Below are 23,137 nucleotides of genomic sequence, written 5' to 3' on the forward strand. Positions count from 1 at the left end.
TCAGTTATGGACGACGGCTGTTAGCGCATTCGCCGGGGGGAGTTCAATCTTCGGCCTGATGCCCAGAAGCGGCGCGACGCGACGCACCACCTCGGCCGCCACCGGCACGGCGGTATAACCGGCGGTGCGGCGTGGCTCGGAGCCGGAGGTATCCACCGGCTCGTCCAGCGTCACGATCAGCACATAGCGCGGATTGTCCGCCGGGAACATGCTGGCAAAGGTGTTGATCACCTTGTCCTTGTAATAACCGCCGGTGGGCTTCGGCTTGTCGGCCGTGCCGGTCTTGCCGGCAATCGCATAGCCCTCCAGCTTGGCATAAGAGGCGGTGCCGTGTTCGACCACGCCTGCCAGCATGTCGACCGCCTGCCGCGCCACCCGTTCCGACATCACGCGCGTGCCTTCCGGCACGGTCTTGCGCCGCAGCAGCGTCGGCGGCACCGCGACCCCGCCATTGGCAATGGCGGAATAGGCGGCGGCAAGATGCATCGGGCTGGCGGACAGGCCATGCCCGTAGGAGACCGTGATCGTCACGATATCGGACCAGTTCTTCTGCACCAGCGGACGCGAGCTTTTCGCCTCCACCATCTCGATCGGGGTCGGCTCGAAGAAGCCCAGCGTCTTGAGGAACGCCTGCTGTTTCAGCCCCCCCACCATCAGCGCCACATGCGCCGTGCCGACGTTCGACGATTTGGCGATGACATCGGCCACCGAGAGATAAGGCCCATAGTTGTGGTTACGGAATTCCTTGATACGGAACTTGCCCCACACCATCGGCGCATTGGCGTCGACCAGCGTGTCGGGCTTCACCAGACCAAGCTCAAGCGCCTGAGCCACCGCGAAAATCTTGAAGGTAGAGCCAAGCTCGTAGACGCCCTGCACCGCGCGGTTGAACAGGGGGCTGTCGCCCGGATCGCCCTTCACCAGCGGATTCGGGCGGTCGTTCGGGTCGAAATCGGGCAGCGAGACGAGGCTGAGGATTTCGCCCGTGCGCACATCCATCAGCACGGCGGCAGCACCCTTGGCGTTCATCATCTTCATGCCGGTGTCCAGAACCTCGGTCACCGCCGATTGCAGCGTGAGATCCAGCGACAGTTGCAACGGCTCTGCCGTCTGCGCCGGATCGCGCAGCCGGTCGTCGAGGAATTTCTCCAGCCCCGCCGTCCCGATCACCTCGGCGCTGTTCACCCCCTCGGTGCCGAAGGACGCGCCGCCCAGCACATGCGCGGCCAACCGCCCGTTGGGATAAAGCCGCATCTCGCGCGGGCCGAACAGCAGGCCCGGATCGCCGATCTCGTGCACTTTCTGCATTTGTTCGGGGCTGAGCTTTTTCTTGATCCACAGGAAGCTGCGGCCGTCGGTCAGGCGGCGGTGCAGGTCTTCTTCCTTCAGATCGGGGAAGATGACCGCCAGTTCGCGCGCCACGCGTTCCGGGTCCACCATGTCCTTGGGCTGAGCATAAAGCGCATGCGTTACCAGATTGGTCGCCATCACCCGGCCATTGCGGTCGGTAATATCCGCCCGCTGCGCCAGAATCGCGGCACCGGGTGCGGCTGAACGTGGCTCCATCGGTTCGGACGCCGCCAGCAGGCCCATGCGGGCGCCGACCACCGTGAACGCCATGAAGAACGACAGGCCCAGAATCAGCAAACGCCCCTCGGAGCGCTTGCGCGATTTCTCACGCATGACCTCGTGCCGGGCGCGCAGGTTCTCGCGTTCGATACTGTCGGGGTTTTCCCCGGCGGCACGGGCGGAAAGGATGCGGGCCAGAGGGCGCAGCGGCGTGCGGGTCATGGGTTCTGCTCCTGTTCGCCGGAGATATCGACGGGCGCATTCACATCGGGCAGCGGCACAACGGGCGCCGGATAGGCCACTTCACTGGCAAGGCCGAATTGCTCCGGCTCCATTGGCAGAAGGCGCAGCCGGTCGAAGTTGATGGTCGACAATTCGCGCAGCCGGTCGGGGCGGTTCAGATAGGCCCATTCGGCACGCTGGATTGACAGCGCTTCGCGCAGGTCCGCGATTTCCGAGTTCAGCCGCGATACATCCTTCAGTGCCTGTTGCGTTGCGTAGTTTTCCTTGTAGGCCCAGAAACCCAGCCCGATGACAGCCGCGAAGGTCAGCAGATAGACAAGGGCACGCATCAGCGGCGTCCTCCTTTGCGGGGCAGCAGCGGCACATCCATCGCCGCGGGGTCAAGCCGGTGCGCGGCCGCCGCGGTCCGGCGACCGACCCGCAGCCGGGCTGAGCGCGCGCGCGGATTTTCCGCCAGTTCCACATCATCCGGCCCCACCGCTTTGCGGGTCACCATGGCGAAGCTGGGTGTCAGGGTCTGCGCAGCAGGGGCATAGCGGTTGCCCTGCGATTCCGTGCTGCGGCTCTGGAAGAACCGTTTCACGATCCGGTCCTCAAGGCTGTGGAAGGTGACCACCGCCAGCAGCCCGCCGGGGCGCAGCGCGCGTTCCGCCGCCGCCAGCCCCTCGGCCAACGAGTCGAACTCGGCATTCACCGCGATGCGGATGGCCTGAAAGCTGCGCGTCGCGGGATGGCTTTGCCCCGGTTTCGGGCGCGGCAGGCAACGCGCGACGATTTCGGCCAGTTGCAGGGTACGGGTGATCGGTTCGACCTTGCGCGCCTCGGTGATGGCGCGCGCGATGCGACGCGAGGCGCGTTCCTCGCCGTAATGATAAAGGATGTCGGCCAGCACTGCCTCATCCGCCTCGTTCACCAGATCGGCGGCAGAGAGGCCATCCTGGCTCATCCGCATGTCCAGCGGGCCATCCTTCTGGAAGGAAAAGCCGCGCTCGGCCTGATCAAGCTGCATGGAAGACACGCCCAGATCCAGCACGATGCCGTCCAGATCCTGTGCATATTCATCCAGTTGCGAGAAATTTCCGGCCACGAGGCTCAGCCGGTCACCATAGTCACCGGCCCAGGCAGCGGCCATTTGCAGCGCCAGCGGGTCACGGTCGACCCCCGTCACATGATCGGCCCCGGCGGCCAGCAGACCGCGCGTGTAGCCCCCTGCCCCGAACGTGCCATCCAGCCAGCGGCCCGAAACCGGGGCGCAGGCATCCAGCAGCGGCCGCAGAAGCACCGGGATATGCGGTGCGCGCGTCTCCACCGGCTATTCCTCCGGCTCGTCGGACAGCAGCGCCAGCATGTCGGCGCCCTCAGGGATCAGATCGTCCAGATCGTCGTCTTCCTCGGCCGCGGCATTCAGCGCATCGTAGGAATCGCGGCGCCAGATCTGGAAGGTATCCAGCGTGCCCGCAAAGGTCGCCTCCGCGCCATCCTTCAGCATATCGGCATCCAGACCGATCTTGTCGCGCGCCTTGGGCGGCAGCACGATCCGGCCATCGTCGTCGATTTCAACCTGCTGCGAGAGGGTGATGAAGTTACGCTCCAGCGCGCGGCGGGGCTTGGAGCCGATCTGCATGCGCCGGATGCGGGCTTCAAGCCGCGCCATCTGCGCCATCGTGTAACCTTCGATGAATTCCGCGCCGGGGCGGCCATAGACCAGAACGAATTTCGGGCGGCTGCCATCGAAGGAAGGATCACCTGCTTCGAGGACACGCCGGAACGATGCAGGGATCGAGACCCGCGCCTTTCCGTCAACCTTCTGGTTGAACTCGCCTCTGAAGCTTTCCGACACGGTCTGCTGTCCCTGCCCGGTCCTGTTATTTTCGTTGCGCCGGAATCCCCTCTCCGGCATGATTCAAAGTCGAGACCCAGAAACGAAAGCGGCGGATCGGGCGGCTGCCACTGCCCGATCCGCCGTCTGTCCCATCGCTGGGTCGGCCCGGCTGCACGCGCCACCTGGGGGAGATGTCTGCTCGCCCGCGCGCCGGTCGTATGGTCGAATGACGGAGGTGCCTGTATGAAACCTGCTTTTCGCCTTTGGGGTCTTGCTGCCCCGTGCTTTTTCATTTCCGCCGTCATTCGATAGCCAAGGGATGCCATGGGACCACATGGTAATCAATGGGATTTTTCGGGATCCGGTCGGAAGATATTGAGACGGCGCGCTTTGCCGCACAGCATCTGGTAGGAAAGATCGCGGATTTTCGGCTAATTGTGGCGAAACCTGCAACAAGCGCCCACTAGATATAGCGGCGTGTTTTTTTCGCCACGCACAGGGATCTTCCGGCTCATGGGATCGCATGGCACCACCACAAATGACCCGAAAGCACATTTCATCCCCGGAATCGCCCCATTCGCCCCCGACTCGGGGATGAATCACGCCTCAGTGATTCGTGAGCTTGCGCGATTCCGCGTGAGTCCCGGTTCGATCCCATGGGATTCCATGATTTCAGGAGGACCATTCCCATGATTTCCCGGCAGTACCATGCTTTCCCGCCCGTGCCCTGCCATGCTGGCCCGGAAAATCCCGCTCAGCCCGCGAAAACGAAAACGCCCGCCAAAAGGCGGGCGTTCGGGATCACATGGGAAAGCGCTCAGGCCATGCCGCCGTCGATCAGGCGGCGGGCAAGCCGGGCATAGGCCTCGGCCATCGGCCCCTGCCCGGCGGCGATCGGCCTGCCCGCATCTCCTGCCAGCCTCGTGTCCAGATCCAGCGGCAATTCTCCGAGGAAGGGCACGCCCAGCTTCGCGGCCTCGGCTGCCACGCCGCCATGACCGAACAGATGCGCCTCATGCCCGCAATTGGGGCAGACATAGGTGGACATGTTCTCGATCAGGCCCAGCACCGGCACTTTCAGCTTGCCGAACATGTCAAGCGCCTTGCGCGCATCCAGCATCGCCACATCCTGCGGGGTAGAGACCACGACCGCCCCGGTCAGCGCGAAACGCTGGCTCAGCGTCAGCTGGATATCCCCCGTTCCAGGCGGCAGGTCGATCAGCAGGATATCCAGATCGCCCCAGGCGACCTGCTCGATCAGCTGTTGCAGCGCCCCCATCAGCATCGGGCCACGCCAGATCACCGCCTCGTCCTCTTTCAGCATGAAGCCGATGGACATGACGGTGACACCATGCGCCTGAAGCGGGATGATGGTTTTGCCGTCAGGGCTGGCGGGGCGCTTGTTCACCCCCATCATGCGCGGCTGACTGGGGCCATAGATATCAGCATCCAGCAGACCGACGCGCCGCCCCTGCCGGGCCAGCGCCACAGCAAGGTTGGACGAGACCGTGGATTTCCCCACGCCACCCTTGCCCGAGCCGATGGCCACGATCCGGTCAATCCCGCTGACCCGCTTCGGCCCACCCTGATGCGGCGCGGCGTGGCCACCGATCTTGAGGCCCTGCGGCGGCGGCGCCTTGGGTGCGGCAGGACCATGGGCCGTCATCACCACCTGAACGGACCCCACCCCCGGTAGCGCCCGCAGAGCCGCCTCTGCCGCGGCCTGCACCGGCGCCAGCGCCTGCGCCTCGGCCGGGCTGGGCGCCTCGATCACGAAGGCCACGCTGTCGCCATCGACCCGCAGCGCCCGAATCAAATCCCGGCTCAGCAGATCGCCGCCACCGGGCAGCGCGACCCGCGCCAGAACGGCCTGAACCTCTTCGCGTGTAACCGCCATGCGGACCTCCTGTCTTGCGCGCAGAGCCTTGTTCACGTTACGTCAAAGTGCAAGACCCGTTTACCATTTGCTCAAAAAACTGGCGATGCGCTTGGAAATGATCAAGATTTTCCTCGCGTCAGCCATGCGGAAGCCGCATAGCTGCAATGCGGCGAAGCGGGATTGTGCAGTTGCAGCATTTGCCCCATCTTGGCTTCAACAGCGCAGAAGACGGATCGACAGACCCGAAGATGTGAGCGCTAAACCGAGACTTGAGGCTGACTGAAATGGCTTATGTAAACACCACCCGCGTCGCACATATCAGCGTTGCCGACCGCATCATGGGTCTGGTGGACGGGTTCCGCAAGATGCAGGCGCGGCGGGCGATCTATCGCCAGACCCTGCGCGAGCTGAACGCCCTGTCGGGCCGTGAACTGGCCGATCTGGGCATCCATCGCTCGATGATCACCCGTCTGGCGCAGGAAGCTGCCTACGGCAAATAAGTTTCTTTGCCGGGTTCCACCTCCTCCCGGAACCTGATGCAAAAGCGGCGACATCGCTCCTCCTCCCTAGATGTCGCCGCCTCTCTCTACCGGAAGCCACGGCTTCCAGAGTTTGCGCGGCCCCTCCTCCTCCCTGGGCCAGTCGCAAGAGCGGCGATCCCCTCTCCTCCCTGGGATTGCCGCAAGCCATACGGGCCTTATATGCCCGGAACGGTTCCCTGGCCCCTCCTCCTCCCTGGGCCGTGGGATCGGCGACAGCCCCCTCCTCCTCCCTGGGGTTGTCGCAACTCTTTCGGGCCGAAAGGCCCAACAGGTTCCTGGCCCCTCCTCCTCCCTGGGCCATGGAAAATGCGGCGCCCCCTCCTCCTCCCTGGGGTGTCGCAAGCATAGCAGCCGCCCCTCCTCCTCCCTGGGCGGATGTTGAAAACGGACGGCGACACCCCTCCTCCTCCCTGGGTGTCGCCGTTTCCGTTTTCGGACCACACCTCCCTGCGCCCTCTTGCATCGCCCCGCGCCCGCGCTCATGGTCCGGCGGATTGCCGCCAGAGGATGCGCCCTTGCCGATTTCCGTCTTTTCCGCCGCCCTTGTCGCCGCGCTGGTTGGCTATGGCTCTACCATCGCGCTGGTTCTGGCGGCCGCGGCGGCACTTGGTGCTACGCCCGCACAAACCGCAAGCTGGGTGCTGGCCATCTGCATTGGCAAGGCTGTCGGCTCCGCCTGGCTGAGCTGGTCGAATCGCATCCCCGTCGTGCTGGCCTGGTCCACCCCCGGCGCCGCGCTGATCGCCGCGACCGAGGGCATCGGCATGGCGCAGGCAGCGGGGGCCTTCGTGCTGGCCGGGCTTCTGGTGCTGGCAACCGGGTTGATCCAGCCGCTTGGCCGGCTGGCGCAGCGCATCCCCGACGGCATTGCCGGCGGGATGCTGGCGGGCGTGCTGCTGCCCTTTTGCATGAAGCTGCCGGCGGCGGCGCAGGCGGTGCCTGTGCTGGTCTTGCCGGTGATCGCCGTCTTCGCGCTGGTGCGGCTGCGCAATCCGGCGCTTGCGGTGCTGGTGGCGCTGATTCTGGGCATCGGCGCGGCCTTCATCAGCGGCATCGCCAGCCTGCCCGCGCTGAGCCTGCCCCTGCCGAGCCTGACCTTCATCGCCCCCGCCTTCGATCCCGGCACCTTGATCGGGCTTGGCCTGCCGCTCTACCTGGTCACGATGGCCTCGCAGAACCTGCCTGGCTTTGCCACGCTGCGTGCCGCCGGATACGAGCCGCCGGTGCGCGCGGGGCTGGTGACAACGGGCGGGATCTCCGCCGTGATCGGGCTGTTTGGCGCGCATACGATTTCCATGGCCGCAATCACCGCCGCAATCTGTCTGGGCGACGACGTGCATCCTGACCGCAAACGCCGCTGGATCGTCGGGCTGGTCTATGCCGGGTTCTGGGTGCTGCTGGGACTGCTGACCCAGCCGATTCTGTCGCTGCTGTCGGCACTGCCGACCGAGCTGATCACCGCCATCGTGGCGCTGGCATTGCTGGGGCCGTTCATGGGCGCGGCGACCCATGCCTTCACACCGCCCGAAACCCGCTTCGCCGCCGCGATCACGCTGGCGGTCACCGCTTCGGGTGCAGCGGTGCTGGGGATCGGCGCTGCCTTCTGGGGGCTGATGGCGGGGCTGGCCTTTCACGCGCTGGAGCGGCTGAAACGGCGCTAGGGGGCGCTCGCGCCCCCTCGGCCTCCGGCCTCACCCCCTGAGGATATTTGGGCCAAGATGAATGGCATCAGAACGGCAGGTCGCCCGCCTCATGTGCCGGCGAGATGAAGCCCGCGACCACCTTCTTGGTGCCGGCCTTGTCGAAGGCGACCTCCAGCTTGTCGCCCTCTATGCCGATGACGGTGCCGTAACCGAATTTCTGATGGAATACACGGTCTTGCAGGGCGTAAGCCGAAACTGCCTGAAGGTCGATGGTCATGTTTCGGCTTTCGCGCGGCTGCGACATCGGGCGCTGACCCGCGCGATCCTGCAGGCGCTTCCAGCCCGGCGAATTGTAGACATCGGCCCGCGTCGCGCGCTCCTCGATCCGCGAGCCGCCGAAGGCCGGCGCCGCCGCGCCGAAGCCGCCGCCGTAAAGGCCGGGTGGGGTCAGCACTTCGACATGGGCGCCGGGCAGTTCGTCGATGAAACGTGAAGGCAACTGGCTTTGCCACTGGCCATAGACCCTGCGATTGGCGGCAAAGCTGACGGTGCAGAGCCGTTCGGCGCGGGTGATCCCGACGTAAGCCAGACGGCGCTCCTCCTCCAGCCCCTTCTGGCCGCTTTCATCCATGCTGCGCTGGCTGGGGAACAACCCGTCCTCCCATCCCGGCAGATAGACCACCGGGAACTCCAGCCCCTTGGCGGCGTGCAGCGTCATGATGGTGACCTTCTCGGCCGCCTCTTCGGTTTCATTATCCATGATCAGCGCGACGTGTTCGAGAAAGCCTTGCAGGCTGTCGAACTGTTCCAGCGCCTTCACCAGTTCCTTGAGGTTTTCCAGACGACCCGGTGCCTCGGGCGTCTTGTCGTTCTGCCACATCGAAACATAGCCGGATTCTTCAAGAATCACCTCGGCCAGCCGGACATGCGAATGATCGCGCGCGGGCGCCGTTTCGGGCAGCAGCGGCTCCAGCACCGCATCTGCAACCTCGGGGCGGCTGTTGACCACGGTGTCGTGCCAGCGGTCCACCCCATCGACGAAGGCACGCAACTGCCCGGCGCCCTTGCCGCCGATCCCGCCCCGCGCCAGCAACTCGCGCGCGCCTTCCAGCAGGCTGACACCATTTTCGCGGGCCGCCCGCTGGATTTCCTGCTGCGCCTTGTCGCCAAGGCCGCGTTTGGGGGTGTTCACCACCCGCTCGAACGCCAGATCGTCGTCGGGGCTGACGGCGAGCCGGAAATAGGCCATGGCGTCGCGAATTTCGAGCCGTTCATAGAATCGCGGGCCGCCAATGACGCGATAGGGCAGCCCGATGGTGAGGAAACGATCCTCGAAGGCACGCATCTGGTGGCTGGCGCGGACGAGAATCGCCTGATCGTTCAGCCCGAAAGGCCCGAGCCCGCGTGTGCCGCGTTGCAGCGCCTCGATCTCGTCGCCGATCCAGCGCGCCTCTTCCTCCCCGTCCCAATGGCCTATGAGGCGCAGTTTTTCGCCGCCCTCTGCCTCGGTCCAGAGTGTCTTGCCCAGACGCCCGGCATTGGAGGCGATCACACCCGAGGCGGCGGCGAGAATATGTTCGGTGGAGCGGTAGTTCTGTTCCAGGCGGATCACCTGCGCGCCCGGAAAATCCTTTTCAAACCGCAGGATATTGCCCACCTCGGCGCCGCGCCAACCGTAGATCGACTGGTCGTCATCGCCCACGCAGCAGATGTTGCGATGACCCTGGGCCAGCAGGCGCAGCCACAGATACTGCGCGACGTTGGTATCCTGATATTCGTCGACAAGGATATAGCGGAACCAGCGCTGGTACTGCGTCAGGATGTCGGCATGGGCCTGAAAGATGGTGACGCAATGCAGCAGCAGATCGCCGAAATCGCAGGCATTCAGGCTGCGCAGGCGCGCCTGATACTGATCATAAAGCTCGGTCCCGCGGTTGTTGAACCCGGCGGCTTCGGACGAGGGCACCTTTTCCGGCGTCCAGGCGCGGTTCTTCCAATGGTCGATCAACCCGGCCAGCTGCCGCGCGGGCCAGCGCTTTTCGTCCAGATTTGCCGCGACGATCAATTGCTTGAGCAGGCGAAGCTGGTCGTCCGTATCCAGAATGGTGAAGTTGGATTTCAGCCCCACCAGTTCGGCATGGCGGCGCAGGATCTTCACGCTGACGGAATGGAAAGTGCCCATCCAGGGCATGCCCTCCACCTGCCCCAGCATCCGGCCCACGCGGTCTTTCATCTCGCGCGCGGCCTTGTTGGTGAAGGTCACGGCCAGAATCTCATTCGGCCGCGCCTTGCCGGTGGCCAGCAGATGCACGATACGCGAGGTCAGCGCCTTGGTTTTGCCGGTTCCCGCCCCGGCCAGCATCAGGACAGGGCCATCCACCGCCAGCACGGCGGCGCGCTGTGCAGGGTTCAGATCGTCCAGATAGGGTGCGGGCCGCGCTGCCATGGCACGCTGCGACAGGGGAATGGCGGCTTCGAAAGCCTCTGAATCATCATATCCGCTCATATCCGCAAGATAGACGTGCAGGTCGGCCTTGGGAAGCCTGTGTTCCACCAATGTTCCGCCAATTCTGCATATTCCAGAATCTTTACGCCCCGAAGTTTGCAATTGCAAAGCCCTCCTGAATATTTCGCAAAACTTTGCATTGACGTCGGTTCCTGCCCTTGCGCTGCATCGCAGCACCCCTAAAGTGACCGCGCCGTGCAGAGCTTCGGGGAGGAACAGATGACCGAATTTCGCAAGATCCTGATCGCCAACCGAGGCGAAATCGCTATTCGCGTGATGCGCGCCGCGAACGAGATGGGCAAGAAGACGGTCGCCGTCTATGCCGAAGAGGACAAGCTGTCTCTGCACCGCTTCAAGGCCGATGAGGCCTATCTGATCGGTCAGGGTATGTCGCCGGTGGGCGCCTACCTGAGCATCCCGGAAATTATCCGCGTGGCCAAGCTTGCGGGCGCGGATGCCATCCATCCCGGCTACGGGCTTCTGTCGGAAAACCCCGATTTCGTCGAAGCCTGCGAAGCCAATGGCATCACCTTCATCGGCCCGCGCGCCGAAACCATGCGGGCGCTTGGCGACAAGGCCAGTGCCCGGCGCGTGGCTGTGGCCGCTGGTGTGCCGGTCATCCCGGCGACCGAGGTTCTGGGCAACGACTTTGACGCGATCCGTGCAGAGGCGGCAGAGATCGGCTTTCCGCTGATGCTCAAAGCCTCCTGGGGCGGCGGCGGGCGCGGCATGCGGCCGATCCTGAACGCCGAGGAACTGGAGGCCAAGGTCCTGGAGGGCCGCCGCGAGGCGGAGGCCGCCTTTGGCAATGGCGAGGGCTATCTGGAAAAGATGATCCAGCGCGCCCGCCACGTCGAGGTGCAGATCCTTGGCGACAAGCATGGCGAGATCTACCACCTCTACGAGCGTGACTGCACCGTGCAGCGCCGCAACCAGAAGGTCGTCGAACGCGCGCCCGCGCCGTATCTCAACGATGAGCAGCGCGCCGAGATCTGCGAACTGGGCCGCAAGATCTGCGCCCATGTGAATTACGAATGCGCCGGCACCGTCGAATTCCTGATGGATATGGACGAGGGCAAGTTCTACTTCATCGAGGTGAACCCCCGCGTGCAGGTGGAACACACCGTCACCGAAGAGGTCACGGGCATCGACATCGTGCAGGCGCAGATCCTGATCGCCGAGGGCAAGACGCTGGCGGAAGCCACCGGCGTGACCAGCCAGGACGGCGTGCGGCTGAACGGCCATGCGCTGCAATGCCGGGTGACCACCGAAGACCCGCAGAACAACTTCATCCCCGATTATGGCCGGATCACCGCCTACCGCAGCGCCACAGGCAACGGTATACGTCTGGACGGTGGCACCGCCTATTCCGGCTCGGTCGTAACGCGCTATTACGATTCGCTGCTGGTGAAGGTGACGGCGCATGCGCAGACGCCCGACAAGGCGATTCACCGGATGGATCGTGCACTGCGCGAGTTCCGTATCCGGGGCGTCAGCACGAATATCGAATTCGTCATCAACCTGCTGAAACACCCGGTGTTCCTGAACGACACCTACACGACGAAATTCATCGACACGACGCCGGATCTGTTCCAGTTCCGCAAGCGCCGCGACCGGGCGACCAAGATCCTGACCTATATCGCCGACATCACGGTGAACGGGCATCCCGAAACCGCCGGACGCCCGAAACCGGCGGCCGAAGTGAAAACGCCGAAGGCCCCCGCCCCGCGCACGGAGCCCGCGATGGGCACCCGCAACCTGCTGGAACAAAAGGGCCCGCAGGCCGTGGCGGACTGGATGCGCGCCCAGACCAAGGTGCTGATCACCGACACCACCATGCGCGACGGGCACCAGAGCCTGCTGGCCACCCGCATGCGCTCCATCGACATGATCCGCGTGGCACCCAGTTATGCCGCGAACCTGCCACAGCTTTTCAGCGTGGAATGCTGGGGCGGCGCCACCTTCGACGTGGCTTACCGGTTCCTCCAGGAATGCCCGTGGCAGCGCCTGCGTGACCTGCGCGCCGCCATGCCGAACCTGATGACACAGATGCTGCTGCGCGCCTCCAACGGCGTGGGCTACACCAACTATCCCGACAATGTGGTGCAGGCCTTCGTCAGGCAGGCCGCCGAGACCGGGGTGGATGTGTTCCGCGTGTTCGACAGCCTGAACTGGGTCGAAAACATGCGCGTCGCCATGGATGCGGTGATCGAGGCGAACAAGGTCTGCGAAGGCACGATCTGCTATACCGGCGATCTGTTGGACCCGGCGCGCGCCAAATATGACCTGAAATACTATGTCGGCATGGCGAAGGAACTGAAGGCCGCAGGCGCGCATGTGCTGGGCCTGAAGGATATGGCGGGTCTTTTGAAGCCCGCTGCCGCCCGCGTTCTCGTCAAGACACTGAAGCAGGAGGTCGGCCTTCCGATCCACTTCCACACCCACGACACCAGCGGCGCGGCGGCGGCGACCATACTCGCCGCCTGCGATGCCGGCGTGGATGCGGTGGATGCGGCGATGGACGCCTTCTCGGGCGGCACCTCGCAGCCCTGCCTCGGGTCCATCGTCGAGGCGCTGCGCCATACCGAACGCGACACCGGGCTGGACATCGGCGCGATCCGCGACATCTCGAACTACTGGGAGCATGTGCGCGCGCAATATGCTGCCTTCGAAAGCGGCCTCGCTTCGCCCGCATCCGAGGTGTACCTGCACGAAATGCCCGGCGGGCAGTTCACCAACCTCAAGGCGCAGGCTCGCAGCCTCGGGCTGGAGGAACGCTGGCCCGAGGTGGCGCAGGCCTATGCTGATGCCAACCAGATGTTCGGCGATATCGTGAAGGTCACGCCCTCGTCCAAGGTCGTGGGCGACATGGCGCTGATGATGGTGGCGCAGGGCCTGTCGCGCGGTCAGGTCGAAGACCCGGCCGTTGATGTGGCCTTCCCCGATTCGGTCGTGGACATGATGAAGGGCAATCTGGGCCAACCGCATGGCGGCTGGCCTGCGGGTATCCAGAAGAAGGTTCTGAAGGGCGAAAAGCCGCAGACCGCGCGTCCCGGCCTTGGTATGGCGCCGGTGGATCTGGAAGAAACGCGGGCGAAACTTTCGGCCGAACTGAACGGCTTCACCGTCGATGACGAGGATCTCAACGGCTATCTGATGTATCCGAAGGTCTTTCTGGATTACATGGGCCGCCACCGGCTTTACGGCCCGGTCCGCACCCTGCCGACCCAGACCTTCTTCTACGGCATGCAACCCGGAGACGAGATCACCGCCGAGATCGACCCCGGCAAGACGCTGGAAATCCGCCTGCAAGCCGTGGGCGAAACTGGCGAGGATGGCGAGGCGAAGGTGTTCTTCGAACTGAACGGCCAGCCCCGCGTGATCCGGGTGCCGAACCGCGCGGTGAAGGCGAAGACCGCCGCCAAACCCAAGGCTGATTCCGCTAATGCCAACCACATCGGTGCGCCGATGCCCGGCTCCATCGCCTCGGTTGCCGTCACACCGGGCCAGAAGGTCCGGGCGGGTGATCTGCTGCTCACCATCGAGGCGATGAAGATGGAAACCGGCCTGCACGCCGACCGCGAGGCCACCGTGAAGGCGATCCACGTCACGCCTGGCAGTCAGATCGACGCCAAGGATCTGCTGATCGAACTGGAATGAAAAAGGGGGCCGAAAGGCCCCCTTTTCCGTTCCGGCCGTGCTGTGGCCAGATCAGGCCCGGTGTCAGGCCCTGTCATCGAAGAAGCGGTTCACTTCCTTCTCGGCCTCTTCCTTCGAGCGCCCATAGCGCTCCTGCACAAGCCCGGCGAGCTTGTCCTTGTGGCCCTCGATGCGGTCCAGCTCGTCATCGGTGAGCTTGCCCCACATGATCTTGGCCTCGCCCTTCAGTTGCTTCCATTTGCCGGCAATCTGATCGCTGTTCATGGTGCAGTCCTTTCGGGTTTCGTACGGCAGGTAATCTACCGTCGCTGTGCCTGTACAACGGCAAGCCGCCGCATCCGGTTCCCGCCGACGCGCCGATACGCGGGCACCGGATCGCCACCCCGCTGCCCGCGCAGAAAATTTTCTGACCCCCGCGTTTTTCCCCTTGCGCCCTCCGCGCCCCCGGACTAAATCCGCCTCCACCGAACCGGCAGCGCGGGCGTAGCTCAGGGGTAGAGCATAACCTTGCCAAGGTTAGGGTCGTGAGTTCGAATCTCATCGCCCGCTCCAGTTCGGACCGATTGTTGCGCGGGCGTAGCTCAGGGGTAGAGCATAACCTTGCCAAGGTTAGGGTCGTGAGTTCGAATCTCATCGCCCGCTCCAATCGAAAAACGGGCCGCCTTAGGGCGGCCTTTTTCGTTTTCCACACCCAGCCGTCCTGCCCGGCCCGGAATCCCTTCCCCCATGCCCGCCCCCGTCCTATAAGGCCCCCGAAGCAAATGCCGGAGAGCCCCATGCGTAAGGCCGAAGTCACCCGCAGCACCTCGGAAACCGAGATCGCGCTGTCCATCAACCTCGACGGGACGGGCCGCTACGACATGCAGTCGGGTGTCGGGTTCTTCGATCACATGATGGATCAGCTTTCGCGCCATTCGCTGATCGACATGACCCTGCGCGCCAGGGGCGACCTGCATATCGATGACCACCACACGGTTGAGGATACCGGCATCGCGCTGGGTCAGGCGCTGGTGCAGGCACTGGGCGACAAGAAGGGCATCCGCCGCTATGGCGAATGCAGCCTGCCGATGGATGACGCGCAGGTGCATTGCGCGCTGGATCTCTCCGGCCGCCCCTTCCTCGTCTGGAATGTCACCTTCCCCAGCCAGAAGATCGGCACATTCGATACCGAACTGGTGCGCGAATTCTTTCAGGCGCTCGCCACGCATGGCGGCATCACCCTGCACATCGACATGCGCCACGGCGTGAACAGCCACCACATCGCCGAGGCCGCCTTCAAGGCCGTGGCCCGCGCCCTGCGCATGGCGGTGGAGACCGATCCGCGCAAGGCCGACGAAATCCCTTCTACCAAGGGAAAGCTGTAACCCCGCCTCACCGGAGTTCGGCTTTCATCTGTTCCTAAATATCCCCGCCGGAGGCTCCCGCCCCCTCCGCCCGCGCCTCAGCCGGAAAGGAAGCGCCATGCTCACCGTCCTCGTCGATTACGACAGCGGCAACCTGCATTCCGCCGAAAAGGCGTTTCAGCGCATGGCAGTAGAAACCGGCGCGGGCGAGGTCATGGTGACCTCGCGCCCCGAAGACGTCGCCCGGGCCGACCGGATCGTCCTGCCGGGGGATGGCGCCTTCCCGGCCTGCCGCCGCGCGTTGGGCGATCATGGCGGCCTCTTCGAGGCCATTGCCGAAGCCGTGCGCGTAAAGGGTCGTCCCTTCATGGGCATCTGCGTCGGCATGCAGATGATGGCGACCTGGGGCCGCGAATACGAAGACACCCCCGGTTTCGACTGGATCGGCGGCGAGGTCACCCGCATCACCCCCGCCGACCCGCATCTGAAAGTGCCGCATATGGGCTGGAACGATCTGGTGATCGACCATCCGCATCCGGTGCTCGATGGTATCGCCACCGGCGATCACGCCTATTTCGTGCACAGCTACGCCTTCCGCGTGACGAACCCGGCGGAACGGCTGGCGCATGTCGATTACGCGGGCGACATCACCGCCATCATCGGCGCGGGCACCATGGTCGGCACCCAGTTCCACCCCGAGAAATCGCAGGCCGTGGGTCTGCGCATCATCGGCAACTTCCTGCGTTGGGCGCCATGAGCGATCTGGGCGCCATCCTCGACCGGATCGGCGCCGAAATGGCGGCGGCCCCCGACCGGGGCCGCGTCGCCGATTACATCCCCGAGCTTGCCCGCATCTCGGACCGTCACTTCGCCATGGCGGTCTGCACTGCCGACGGGCAAACCTTCACCACCGGCGAAGCTGACACGCCCTTCTCCATCCAGTCGGTCAGCAAGGTCTTTACCCTTGCCATCGCGCTGGGGCGGCTGGGCGATCAACTCTGGACACGGGTCGGGCGCGAGCCTTCGGGACTGGCGTTCAATTCCATGGTGCAGCTGGAATATGAACGCGGCATCCCGCGCAATCCCTTCATCAACGCGGGCGCCCTTGTCGTGACCGATGCGATCCTCGCCGGACACAAGCCACGCGAACTGCTGGGCGAGATCCTGCGCTTCCTGCGTGAGGCGGCGGGCGAGGACGACATCCACATCAACAAGGCCGTGGCGGCCTCGGAACAGGCGACCGGGCATCGCAACCTTGCACTTGCGCATTTCATGGCCGCGCATGGCAATCTGCTGCATGCGCCAGAACTGACCTGCGGCACCTATTTCCACCAATGCGCCATCGAGATGTCGGCCCGGCAGCTTGCCCTTGCCGGGCGCTTCCTGATCGGCGCGCCGGACCTGCCGCGTATGCTGGCGCCCGGTCGCACCCGGCGTATCAACGCGCTGATGATGACCTGCGGCCATTACGACGGCTCAGGCGAATTCGCCTATCGCGTGGGCCTGCCCGGCAAATCCGGTGTGGGCGGCGGGATTCTGGTGGTGGCACCCGGCCGCGCCTCGATCGCCGTCTGGTCTCCGGGGCTGAACGCGCAGGGCAATTCGCAGCTTGGCACGCTGGCGGTGGAGCGGCTGGCGCGCGCGACCGGCTGGTCGGTCTTCGGCTAGGCGGGCCTCTTCGCCACCGCCCAAAGCCCCAGCGCGATCAACGCGAATCCGGCGAAATGCTGCGGACCCAGCCGCGTGCCCAGCACCAGCGCCCCCAACGCCGCCGCGCTGACCGGAATGAGGAAGGTCACCAGCATCAGGTTCACCGCCCCTGCCGTCACCAGCAGCCGGAAATAGAGCGCATAGGCCAGCGCGGTAGACAGAACCCCGATCCCCGCCACCGCCGCCCAGACCTGCGCGGGCGGCATCGCCAGCCGCCAGGGCGCATCGACTGCCAGCCAGACCGGCAACAGGATCACCGTCGCCGCCGTCACCTGCCCGACGGCTGCCTGCAAGGGCGGCACACCCATCTCGCGGAACCGCCGCCCCCAAAGCCCGGCGAAGGCGTAGCTCAGCGCCGCCGCCAGACAGGCGATCATCGCAGGCAGCGCCCCCGCACCGCCCCCGGCCATCACCGCCACCCCCGCAATCCCCGCCGCCACACCGCCGAGCCGCCGCGCCGTCAGCGGCTCGGCCCCGGCCAAATGGGCGACAACGACACCCCACAGCGGGGTCGTGGCGTTCAGGATGGCGGCCAGCGCGCCGCTGATCTCGCCCTGCGCGAAGGCGAACAGGCAAAAGGGCACCACATTATTCAGAAAGCCCATGACGGCCAGCGCCCGCCACACCGCCCAGCCCCGCGGCAACCGCCCGCGGAGCATCACCGCCAGCGCCAGCGCGCCCAGCGCCACCCGGCCCCAGACCACCGAAAACGGCGGCAGCCCGGTCAGCGCGATTTCGACAAAGAAGAAAGACCCGCCCCACAGCACCGAAAGCGCAATCAGGCGGGCCCAGTCATCGGATTTCATGCCAAACTCCATGGTCTGGCCCGATGTCGCAGCACCGGGCCGCAAGGGGCGACCCGGTTCCTGCTCATTTCACGCGCTTCCAGTCCTGCGACTTGCACAGAAGCCCGCCGGCCACGCATCCGGCCAGCTTCATCGCATTGCCCGAGACATTCATCTTGCCCGAATAGACCTTGTTGTTCGACGGCCGCCAGACCTGGCCCTCGTATTTGCCGCCACCGACCGGCACCATGTCGATGACGATCTTCTTGCCGATATTCTCGGATTTGTATTCAGCGCCATCCTTGAAGGTCCGGCTGATCTTGCCGCAGAACGCATTGCCACAAGGCGCGATGGTAACATGGGCATAGGCCCCGTCATCCACCTGCGTCTGCCACACCCCTTCCACCGGATCGGCGGATGCCGCACCGGCCAGCCCGACAAGGGCCGCCGCCAAAAGATAAGTCCGCATGGGTTCCTCCTCCCCTTCGATGCCGCGATCATCGGCCCGGCACCACGATTCCCGCAAGCGTGACGCTACGGCCCCCGCTTCGCCCTTGCCGTCACGTCGCCCGCATGCCAAACCGCGCGCGACCCGCATCCCGCATACGGAGCCCGCCATGATCCTCTATCCCGCGATCGACCTGAAAGATGGCCAGTGCGTGCGCCTCCTGCGCGGCGAGATGTCGGCAGCGACGGTGTTCGGCGACGATCCGGCCGCACAGGCCGCGAAGTTCGAGGCTGCTGGCTGCGAATGGCTCCACCTCGTCGATCTGAACGGCGCCTTCGCCGGTCAGCCGGTCAATGCCGCGGCGGTGGAGGCGATCCTCGCCCGCTGCACCGTGCCCGCACAGCTCGGCGGCGGCATCCGCGATATGGCAACCATCGGCATGTGGCTGGAAAAGGGCCTGTCGCGCGTCATCCTCGGTACCGTGGCGGTGGAAAATCCGGCGCTGGTGCGCGAGGCCGCGCGCGCCTTCCCCGGCAAGGTTGCGGTCGGCATCGACGCCCGCAAGGGCTTTGTCGCCACCAAGGGCTGGGCTGAAGAAACCGACGTGCAGGCGACCGACCTCGCCCGCAGCTTTGAAGACGCCGGTGTCGCCGCCATCATCTACACCGACATCGACCGCGACGGCGCCATGCAGGGCCCGAATATCGAAGCGACCGAAGCCCTCGCACGCGCCGTCACCATTCCCGTCATCGCCTCGGGCGGCGTCTCACGTATGGAAGACCTGATCGCGCTGCGCGATACCGGCGTCATCGCGGGCGCCATCTCGGGACGCGCGCTTTACGACGGCGCCATCGACCTCGCCACCGCTCTCACCGCCCTGAAAGCCTGATTTCATCTGTTCCGAAATATCCTCGGGGGGTGAGGCCGCAGGCCGAGGGGGGCAGACAGCCCCCCTTCCCACATCTCCCGCCCCGCGCTAAGGTCCGGCCATGCTGAAAACCCGCATCATCCCCTGCCTCGACGTGGCCGATGGCCGCGTGGTGAAAGGCGTGAATTTCGTCAACCTGATCGACGCAGGCGACCCGGTCGAGGCCGCGCGCGCCTATGACGCGGCGGGGGCGGACGAGCTTTGCTTCCTCGACATCCACGCCACGCATGAAAATCGCGGCACGATGTTCGATCTGGTCACCCGCACGGCCGAGCAATGCTTCATCCCGCTGACCGTGGGCGGCGGCGTGCGCAGCCATGCCGATGTGCGGGCGCTTCTGCTGGCGGGGGCCGACAAGGTGTCATTCAACTCCGCTGCCGTGGCCAACCCCGACGTGGTGGCCGAAGCGTCAGATCGTTTCGGCAGCCAGTGCATCGTCGTCGCCATCGACGCCAAGACCGTCGAGCCGGGCCGGTGGGAGATCTTCACTCATGGCGGGCGCAAACCCACCGGCATCGACGCGGTGGAATTTGCCCGCACGGTTGAAGCGAAGGGCGCGGGCGAGATCCTGCTGACCTCGATGGACCGCGACGGCACCAAGGGTGGCTACAACCTGCCGCTGACCCGCGCCATCGCCGATGCGGTGAATGTGCCGGTCATCGCCTCGGGCGGCGTCGGCAACTTGGACCATCTGGTCGAGGGCGTCACCAAAGGCGGCGCCAGCGCGGTGCTGGCTGCCTCGATCTTCCACTTCGGCGAATATACCATTGGCGAGGCCAAGGCCCATATGGCCGCCGCCGGTATCCCGGTGAGGCTGACATGAGCACGCTGCACGATCTTGCCGCCACCATCCTCTCCCGCAAGGGGGCCGACCCCGAAAGCTCGTGGACGGCGAAGCTTCTTGCCAAAGGCCCCGAGAAATGCGCCGAGAAATTCGGCGAGGAGGCGGTGGAAGCGATCATCGAGGCGGTGAAGGGCGACCGCGCCAGGCTGACCGCCGAGGCGGCGGATGTGCTGTATCACCTGCTGGTGATGCTCGCCGCCCGCGACGTGACGCTGGCGGATGTGGAGGCAGAACTCGCGCGGCGCGAAGGCACTTCGGGCCTCGCCGAGAAAGCCGCGCGCGGGTAAGGGCTTACGCCCCAGCCCCGCGCAGCGCCGTAACCAATGCAGCCATATCCTCGGGCAGCGGCGCCTCGAACTGCAATTCCTCGCCCGTCACCGGATGGATGAAGCCCAGCGTCGCCGCATGCAGCGCCTGACGCGGGAAGGCATTGGCCAGATCGGCCGCCGCCTCGCCCACCGCCTTGGCCGCCACCCGGCGCTTGCCGCCATAGGTCTGGTCGCCGATGAGGCCATGCCCGGCATGGGCCATATGCACGCGGATCTGATGGGTCCGCCCGGTTTCCAGCCAGCATTCCACCAAACTCGCCACTTCGGGCGTGCCATAGGCTTCCAGCACCCGCACGCGGGTCACCGCATGGCGGCCCTCGTTCCACACCACTGCCTGCCGCTGCCGGTCGGTGCGGTGACGGGCCAGATGGGTGGCAATCTTCAGGATGCCGCCGGATTCGAAGCTGACGCCCCGCATCCCGCGCAGGCGCGGATCGGCGGCGGAAGGCGCGCCATTGACCACGGCGAGGTAATGGCGGTTCACCGTATGCTTTTCAAACTGCGCGGCCAGCCCGTGATGCGCCCGGTCGCTTTTGGCGACAACCAGCAGACCCGAGGTATCCTTGTCGATCCGGTGCACGATACCGGGACGGCGCTCGCCCCCCACGCCCGACAGCGTGTCACCGCAATGATGCAGCAACGCATTGACCAGCGTGCCGCTGTAAGACCCCGGCGCGGGGTGGACCACCATCCCCACTGGTTTGTTGATCACGATCAGGTCGGCATCTTCCCAGATGACCTCCAGCGGGATGTCCTCGGCCAGAGTATCCGCCTCGGCCACATGGCCCACCGCAAGGTCATAGGCCTCGCCCTCGGCCACCTTCGTCTTGGGATCGGTCACCGCCACACCGTCGCGCATGACATCGCCCGCCGCGATCATCTTCATCAGACGCGAGCGCGACAGGGCGGCTTCCTCTGGCACCTCGCGCGCCAGTGCCTTATCCAGTCGGTCAGGCGGGTTTTCCCCGATCACCACACGCAGCAGCCCGCCTTCGGGCGCGTCATCGTCATCTTCAAGGGGCCGGGACATGGATGATACCTCGGATAAGCTGGAACTGCCGCCCAGCCTGCGCTGGCTGAAATGGCTGGTGACGGCACTGACCGTTACCCTGATCCTCGGCGTCATAACCATCGTGGGCCTGCTTGTCACCCGCCTGCCGCTGGGCGTGACCCCGGTGGCCGACTTTCCGGCCAGCCTCGCCCTGCCCGCAGGCGCGAAACCCGAGGCCATCACCCGCGGACCCGGCTGGATCGGCGTTGTCACCACCGACGGGCGGATGTTCGTCTTTGCGCCCGACGGGGCGCTGAGACAGGAAATCACGATCCGCCGCTAAGGCAAAACCGACGTAGGCACGTCGCCGGGGGCATTGCCCCGCGGGCTGTCGCTGGTCCAGCATGATGAAAAACGACGGGGAGTCGACATGCTGGAAACCTTTGGCGCACAGGATGCCACCGATCTGGCCGCGCTGGTGGCGCGGCGCGAGGTCAGCCCGCAGGAATTGCTGGATGCCTCGGTCGCCGCTTCGGCGGCGCTGAACCCAAAGCTCAATGCCGTGGTTCTGCCGCAGATCGAGGTGGCGGAACGCCATATCGCCGGGGGGCTGCCGCGTGGTCCCTTCACCGGCGTGCCGTTCCTTCTGAAGGATCTGGGCTGCGAGGCGGTGGAGTTTCCCTCGCACAACGGCTCGCGCCTGCTGGCCGATACACGCTATGATCGCGACAGCGCGATCTATACCCGAATCCGCGCGACAGGCGTAGTAACCTGGGGCCGCACCACCAGCCCCGAGGGCGGCGTGGGCGCGGCGACCGAATCCGCCGTCTATGGCGGACCGACGCGGAACCCGTGGAACCCTGACCATACATCGGGCGGATCATCCGGGGGGGCCGGGGCGGCCGTGGCGGCCGGGATCGTGCCTTTCGCGCATGGGTCGGACGGCGGCGGGTCGGTGCGCATTCCCGCCTCCTCCTGCGGGCTGTTCGGGTTCAAGCCGACGCGGGCGCGGCTGCCCGATGGCCCCTATGTGGGTGAGGGCTGGGCCGGCATGGCGATTGACGGCTTCCTGACCCATTCGGTGCGCGACACGGCCCTGATGCTGGACGCCTGCGCCGGGTCGGACTCTGGTGCGCCCTATTATGCGCCGCCGCTGGCACGCAGCCATGCCGATGCGATCAGCCGCCCGCCGCGCCGGTTGCGGGTGATGCTGGTCGACACCACCTTTACCGGCACTGCGATTCACGCCGAGGTGCGCGAGGCCGTGCTGGCCGCCGCACGCCTGCTGGAAAGCCTTGGCCATGAGGTGACGCCGGGCCTGCCCGCCGCCGATGTACCAATGATGATGCGCGCCTGGACCGACATCGTGGGCGTCGGCACCGCATTGGGCATCGCCAAGGCGCTGAAAGGCCGCCCCCTGACCCCCGATCTGGTCGAGGGCGTCGGACGCGGCGCGTTGGCTCATGCCGAAACCCTGCACCCCACCCGCTATCTGGAGGCGGTGGGCCAGATTCACGCCTTCGGGCGGCAGATGGCAGCGGTCTTCGACCCCGAAACCGGACCGGGATATGACATCATCCTGTCGGCCACGCTGGCAGAACCGCCCGCCAGGGTTGGCCGCTTTGCGCATACAACTGAGGATTATGTGGGCTACCGCACCGGCCCCGGCGGCATCTTCGACTATTCCCCATTCTGCGCGGTGTTCAACGCTTCGGGCCAGCCCGCCGTCTCCGTCCCCTTGGGTATGACAAAGGGGGGATTGCCGGTCGGCATCCACCTCGCTGCCCGCTTTGGCGCGGATGAAGAACTGATTGCTTTGTGTGCAGAAGTCGAAAAAGCCGCCCCCTGGACAGGAAGAAAGCCCAAACTGCGGGCAAAATAGCTTGCGCCACGGG

At 65.5% G+C, this 23,137-nt stretch carries 21 protein-coding genes and 2 tRNA genes; 13 read left to right on the top strand and 10 right to left on the bottom strand.

Features of this window, described 5'->3' with window-relative positions:
• The 5 genes from AO684_RS08015 to AO684_RS08035 all read right to left on the bottom strand — a co-directional run bounded on the left by AO684_RS08015 (window position 1) and on the right by AO684_RS08035 (window position 5,531).
• Window positions 1-1,791: a penicillin-binding protein 2 gene (locus AO684_RS08015; RefSeq protein ID WP_054302228.1), complete on the bottom strand. Its 1,791-nt coding sequence runs from the start codon at window positions 1,789-1,791 to the stop codon at window positions 1-3.
• Window positions 1,788-2,141 (bottom strand): hypothetical protein, encoded by a 354-nt coding sequence (locus tag AO684_RS08020; RefSeq protein ID WP_054302229.1) that lies wholly within the window; start codon window positions 2,139-2,141, stop codon window positions 1,788-1,790. Before AO684_RS08020 ends, AO684_RS08015 begins: the two co-directional genes overlap by 4 nt.
• Window positions 2,141-3,121: a 16S rRNA (cytosine(1402)-N(4))-methyltransferase RsmH gene (rsmH, locus tag AO684_RS08025; protein WP_054302230.1), complete on the bottom strand. Its 981-nt coding sequence runs from the start codon at window positions 3,119-3,121 to the stop codon at window positions 2,141-2,143. Before rsmH ends, AO684_RS08020 begins: the two co-directional genes overlap by 1 nt.
• 3 nt (window positions 3,122-3,124) lie before the next feature.
• A complete protein-coding gene (gene mraZ, locus AO684_RS08030) occupies window positions 3,125-3,652 on the bottom strand; it encodes a division/cell wall cluster transcriptional repressor MraZ (protein ID WP_054302231.1) in 528 nt (175 codons plus the stop codon).
• A gap of 799 nt (window positions 3,653-4,451) precedes the next feature.
• The gene (locus AO684_RS08035) at window positions 4,452-5,531 is read right to left on the bottom strand and encodes an Mrp/NBP35 family ATP-binding protein (RefSeq protein WP_054302232.1); all 1,080 of its coding nucleotides are present in this window, start codon (window positions 5,529-5,531) and stop codon (window positions 4,452-4,454) included.
• A 266-nt stretch (window positions 5,532-5,797) separates the two neighbouring features.
• Here AO684_RS08035 and AO684_RS08040 point away from each other — a divergent pair, with 266 nt between their 5' ends.
• Together AO684_RS08040 and AO684_RS08045 are read left to right on the top strand one after the other, a co-directional pair.
• Window positions 5,798-6,013 carry a DUF1127 domain-containing protein gene (locus tag AO684_RS08040; protein WP_054302233.1) on the top strand — a complete coding sequence of 72 codons (216 nt, stop codon included), beginning with the start codon at window positions 5,798-5,800 and terminating at the stop codon, window positions 6,011-6,013.
• A gap of 557 nt (window positions 6,014-6,570) precedes the next feature.
• Entirely contained in the window at window positions 6,571-7,716 is a 1,146-nt protein-coding gene (locus AO684_RS08045) for a benzoate/H(+) symporter BenE family transporter (RefSeq protein WP_054302234.1), read from the top strand.
• A gap of 67 nt (window positions 7,717-7,783) precedes the next feature.
• Here AO684_RS08045 and AO684_RS08050 read toward each other — a convergent pair whose 3' ends face one another.
• Window positions 7,784-10,204 carry an ATP-dependent helicase gene (locus AO684_RS08050; RefSeq protein WP_054302283.1) on the bottom strand — a complete coding sequence of 807 codons (2,421 nt, stop codon included), beginning with the start codon at window positions 10,202-10,204 and terminating at the stop codon, window positions 7,784-7,786.
• 219 nt (window positions 10,205-10,423) lie between these two features.
• Here AO684_RS08050 and AO684_RS08055 point away from each other — a divergent pair, with 219 nt between their 5' ends.
• Complete coding sequence (locus tag AO684_RS08055; protein WP_054302235.1) at window positions 10,424-13,864, top strand: pyruvate carboxylase; 3,441 nt, start codon at window positions 10,424-10,426, stop codon at window positions 13,862-13,864.
• A 63-nt stretch (window positions 13,865-13,927) separates the two neighbouring features.
• Here AO684_RS08055 and AO684_RS08060 read toward each other — a convergent pair whose 3' ends face one another.
• Window positions 13,928-14,128 (bottom strand): CsbD family protein, encoded by a 201-nt coding sequence (locus AO684_RS08060; RefSeq protein ID WP_054302236.1) that lies wholly within the window; start codon window positions 14,126-14,128, stop codon window positions 13,928-13,930.
• Between the two features lie 213 nt (window positions 14,129-14,341).
• On the opposite strand from AO684_RS08060, the gene AO684_RS08065 reads away from it, so the two are divergent.
• The 5 genes from AO684_RS08065 to AO684_RS08085 all read left to right on the top strand — a co-directional run bounded on the left by AO684_RS08065 (window position 14,342) and on the right by AO684_RS08085 (window position 16,875).
• Window positions 14,342-14,416, top strand: a tRNA-Gly gene (locus AO684_RS08065).
• A gap of 18 nt (window positions 14,417-14,434) precedes the next feature.
• A tRNA-Gly gene (locus tag AO684_RS08070) sits at window positions 14,435-14,509 on the top strand.
• A 131-nt stretch (window positions 14,510-14,640) separates the two neighbouring features.
• Window positions 14,641-15,228 (top strand): imidazoleglycerol-phosphate dehydratase HisB, encoded by a 588-nt coding sequence (hisB, locus tag AO684_RS08075; RefSeq protein ID WP_054302237.1) that lies wholly within the window; start codon window positions 14,641-14,643, stop codon window positions 15,226-15,228.
• Between the two features lie 97 nt (window positions 15,229-15,325).
• Entirely contained in the window at window positions 15,326-15,964 is a 639-nt protein-coding gene (gene hisH, locus AO684_RS08080; protein ID WP_054302238.1) for an imidazole glycerol phosphate synthase subunit HisH, read from the top strand.
• Window positions 15,961-16,875 carry a glutaminase gene (locus AO684_RS08085; protein WP_054302284.1) on the top strand — a complete coding sequence of 305 codons (915 nt, stop codon included), beginning with the start codon at window positions 15,961-15,963 and terminating at the stop codon, window positions 16,873-16,875. The genes hisH and AO684_RS08085 overlap by 4 nt, the downstream gene beginning before the upstream one ends.
• Here AO684_RS08085 and AO684_RS08090 read toward each other — a convergent pair.
• Both AO684_RS08090 and AO684_RS08095 read right to left on the bottom strand, forming a co-directional pair.
• On the bottom strand, window positions 16,872-17,723 hold the full coding sequence (locus AO684_RS08090) for a DMT family transporter (RefSeq protein ID WP_082400841.1): 852 nt from the start codon (window positions 17,721-17,723) through the stop codon (window positions 16,872-16,874). The two genes, AO684_RS08085 and AO684_RS08090, sit on opposite strands and share 4 nt — an antisense overlap.
• A 64-nt stretch (window positions 17,724-17,787) precedes the next feature.
• Window positions 17,788-18,171 carry a DUF2147 domain-containing protein gene (locus AO684_RS08095; protein ID WP_054302240.1) on the bottom strand — a complete coding sequence of 128 codons (384 nt, stop codon included), beginning with the start codon at window positions 18,169-18,171 and terminating at the stop codon, window positions 17,788-17,790.
• A gap of 148 nt (window positions 18,172-18,319) precedes the next feature.
• Here AO684_RS08095 and hisA point away from each other — a divergent pair, with 148 nt between their 5' ends.
• The 3 genes from hisA to AO684_RS08110 all read left to right on the top strand — a co-directional run bounded on the left by hisA (window position 18,320) and on the right by AO684_RS08110 (window position 20,209).
• Complete coding sequence (gene hisA / locus AO684_RS08100; RefSeq protein ID WP_054302241.1) at window positions 18,320-19,039, top strand: 1-(5-phosphoribosyl)-5-[(5-phosphoribosylamino)methylideneamino]imidazole-4-carboxamide isomerase; 720 nt, start codon at window positions 18,320-18,322, stop codon at window positions 19,037-19,039.
• A 100-nt stretch (window positions 19,040-19,139) separates the two neighbouring features.
• Complete coding sequence (hisF, locus tag AO684_RS08105; protein ID WP_054302242.1) at window positions 19,140-19,901, top strand: imidazole glycerol phosphate synthase subunit HisF; 762 nt, start codon at window positions 19,140-19,142, stop codon at window positions 19,899-19,901.
• On the top strand, window positions 19,898-20,209 hold the full coding sequence (locus AO684_RS08110) for a phosphoribosyl-ATP diphosphatase (RefSeq protein WP_054302243.1): 312 nt from the start codon (window positions 19,898-19,900) through the stop codon (window positions 20,207-20,209). The genes hisF and AO684_RS08110 overlap by 4 nt, the downstream gene beginning before the upstream one ends.
• A 4-nt stretch (window positions 20,210-20,213) precedes the next feature.
• On the opposite strand, the gene AO684_RS08115 is transcribed toward AO684_RS08110, so the two are convergent.
• On the bottom strand, window positions 20,214-21,281 hold the full coding sequence (locus AO684_RS08115; protein WP_054302244.1) for an RluA family pseudouridine synthase: 1,068 nt from the start codon (window positions 21,279-21,281) through the stop codon (window positions 20,214-20,216).
• On the opposite strand from AO684_RS08115, the gene AO684_RS08120 reads away from it, so the two are divergent.
• Both AO684_RS08120 and AO684_RS08125 read left to right on the top strand, forming a co-directional pair.
• Complete coding sequence (locus AO684_RS08120; protein WP_054302245.1) at window positions 21,280-21,585, top strand: DUF6476 family protein; 306 nt, start codon at window positions 21,280-21,282, stop codon at window positions 21,583-21,585. The two genes, AO684_RS08115 and AO684_RS08120, sit on opposite strands and share 2 nt — an antisense overlap.
• A gap of 87 nt (window positions 21,586-21,672) precedes the next feature.
• Window positions 21,673-23,124 carry an amidase gene (locus tag AO684_RS08125; protein WP_054302246.1) on the top strand — a complete coding sequence of 484 codons (1,452 nt, stop codon included), beginning with the start codon at window positions 21,673-21,675 and terminating at the stop codon, window positions 23,122-23,124.
• Window positions 23,125-23,137: the final 13 nt, after the last annotated feature.

The organism is Gemmobacter sp. LW-1 (assembly GCF_001303875.1).
GTDB lineage: Bacteria > Pseudomonadota > Alphaproteobacteria > Rhodobacterales > Rhodobacteraceae > Gemmobacter > Gemmobacter caeni.

What these genes read in the sequence shown, in the direction of transcription:
- AO684_RS08015 (WP_054302228.1), bottom strand. Translation starts at nt 1,791, where the DNA reads ATGACCCGCACGCCGCTGCGCCCTCTGGCCCGCATCCTTTCCGCCCGT.
- AO684_RS08020 (WP_054302229.1), bottom strand. Translation starts at nt 2,141, where the DNA reads ATGCGTGCCCTTGTCTATCTGCTGACCTTCGCGGCTGTCATCGGGCTG.
- AO684_RS08035 (WP_054302232.1), bottom strand. Translation starts at nt 5,531, where the DNA reads ATGGCGGTTACACGCGAAGAGGTTCAGGCCGTTCTGGCGCGGGTCGCG.
- AO684_RS08040 (WP_054302233.1), top strand. Translation starts at nt 5,798, where the DNA reads ATGGCTTATGTAAACACCACCCGCGTCGCACATATCAGCGTTGCCGAC.
- AO684_RS08050 (WP_054302283.1), bottom strand. Translation starts at nt 10,204, where the DNA reads ATGAGCGGATATGATGATTCAGAGGCTTTCGAAGCCGCCATTCCCCTG.
- AO684_RS08055 (WP_054302235.1), top strand. Translation starts at nt 10,424, where the DNA reads ATGACCGAATTTCGCAAGATCCTGATCGCCAACCGAGGCGAAATCGCT.
- AO684_RS08060 (WP_054302236.1), bottom strand. Translation starts at nt 14,128, where the DNA reads ATGAACAGCGATCAGATTGCCGGCAAATGGAAGCAACTGAAGGGCGAG.
- hisB (WP_054302237.1), top strand. Translation starts at nt 14,641, where the DNA reads ATGCGTAAGGCCGAAGTCACCCGCAGCACCTCGGAAACCGAGATCGCG.
- hisH (WP_054302238.1), top strand. Translation starts at nt 15,326, where the DNA reads ATGCTCACCGTCCTCGTCGATTACGACAGCGGCAACCTGCATTCCGCC.
- AO684_RS08085 (WP_054302284.1), top strand. Translation starts at nt 15,961, where the DNA reads ATGAGCGATCTGGGCGCCATCCTCGACCGGATCGGCGCCGAAATGGCG.
- AO684_RS08090 (WP_082400841.1), bottom strand. Translation starts at nt 17,723, where the DNA reads ATGAAATCCGATGACTGGGCCCGCCTGATTGCGCTTTCGGTGCTGTGG.
- AO684_RS08095 (WP_054302240.1), bottom strand. Translation starts at nt 18,171, where the DNA reads ATGCGGACTTATCTTTTGGCGGCGGCCCTTGTCGGGCTGGCCGGTGCG.
- hisA (WP_054302241.1), top strand. Translation starts at nt 18,320, where the DNA reads ATGATCCTCTATCCCGCGATCGACCTGAAAGATGGCCAGTGCGTGCGC.
- hisF (WP_054302242.1), top strand. Translation starts at nt 19,140, where the DNA reads ATGCTGAAAACCCGCATCATCCCCTGCCTCGACGTGGCCGATGGCCGC.
- AO684_RS08110 (WP_054302243.1), top strand. Translation starts at nt 19,898, where the DNA reads ATGAGCACGCTGCACGATCTTGCCGCCACCATCCTCTCCCGCAAGGGG.
- AO684_RS08120 (WP_054302245.1), top strand. Translation starts at nt 21,280, where the DNA reads ATGGATGATACCTCGGATAAGCTGGAACTGCCGCCCAGCCTGCGCTGG.
- AO684_RS08115 (WP_054302244.1), bottom strand. Translation starts at nt 21,281, where the DNA reads ATGTCCCGGCCCCTTGAAGATGACGATGACGCGCCCGAAGGCGGGCTG.
- AO684_RS08125 (WP_054302246.1), top strand. Translation starts at nt 21,673, where the DNA reads ATGCTGGAAACCTTTGGCGCACAGGATGCCACCGATCTGGCCGCGCTG.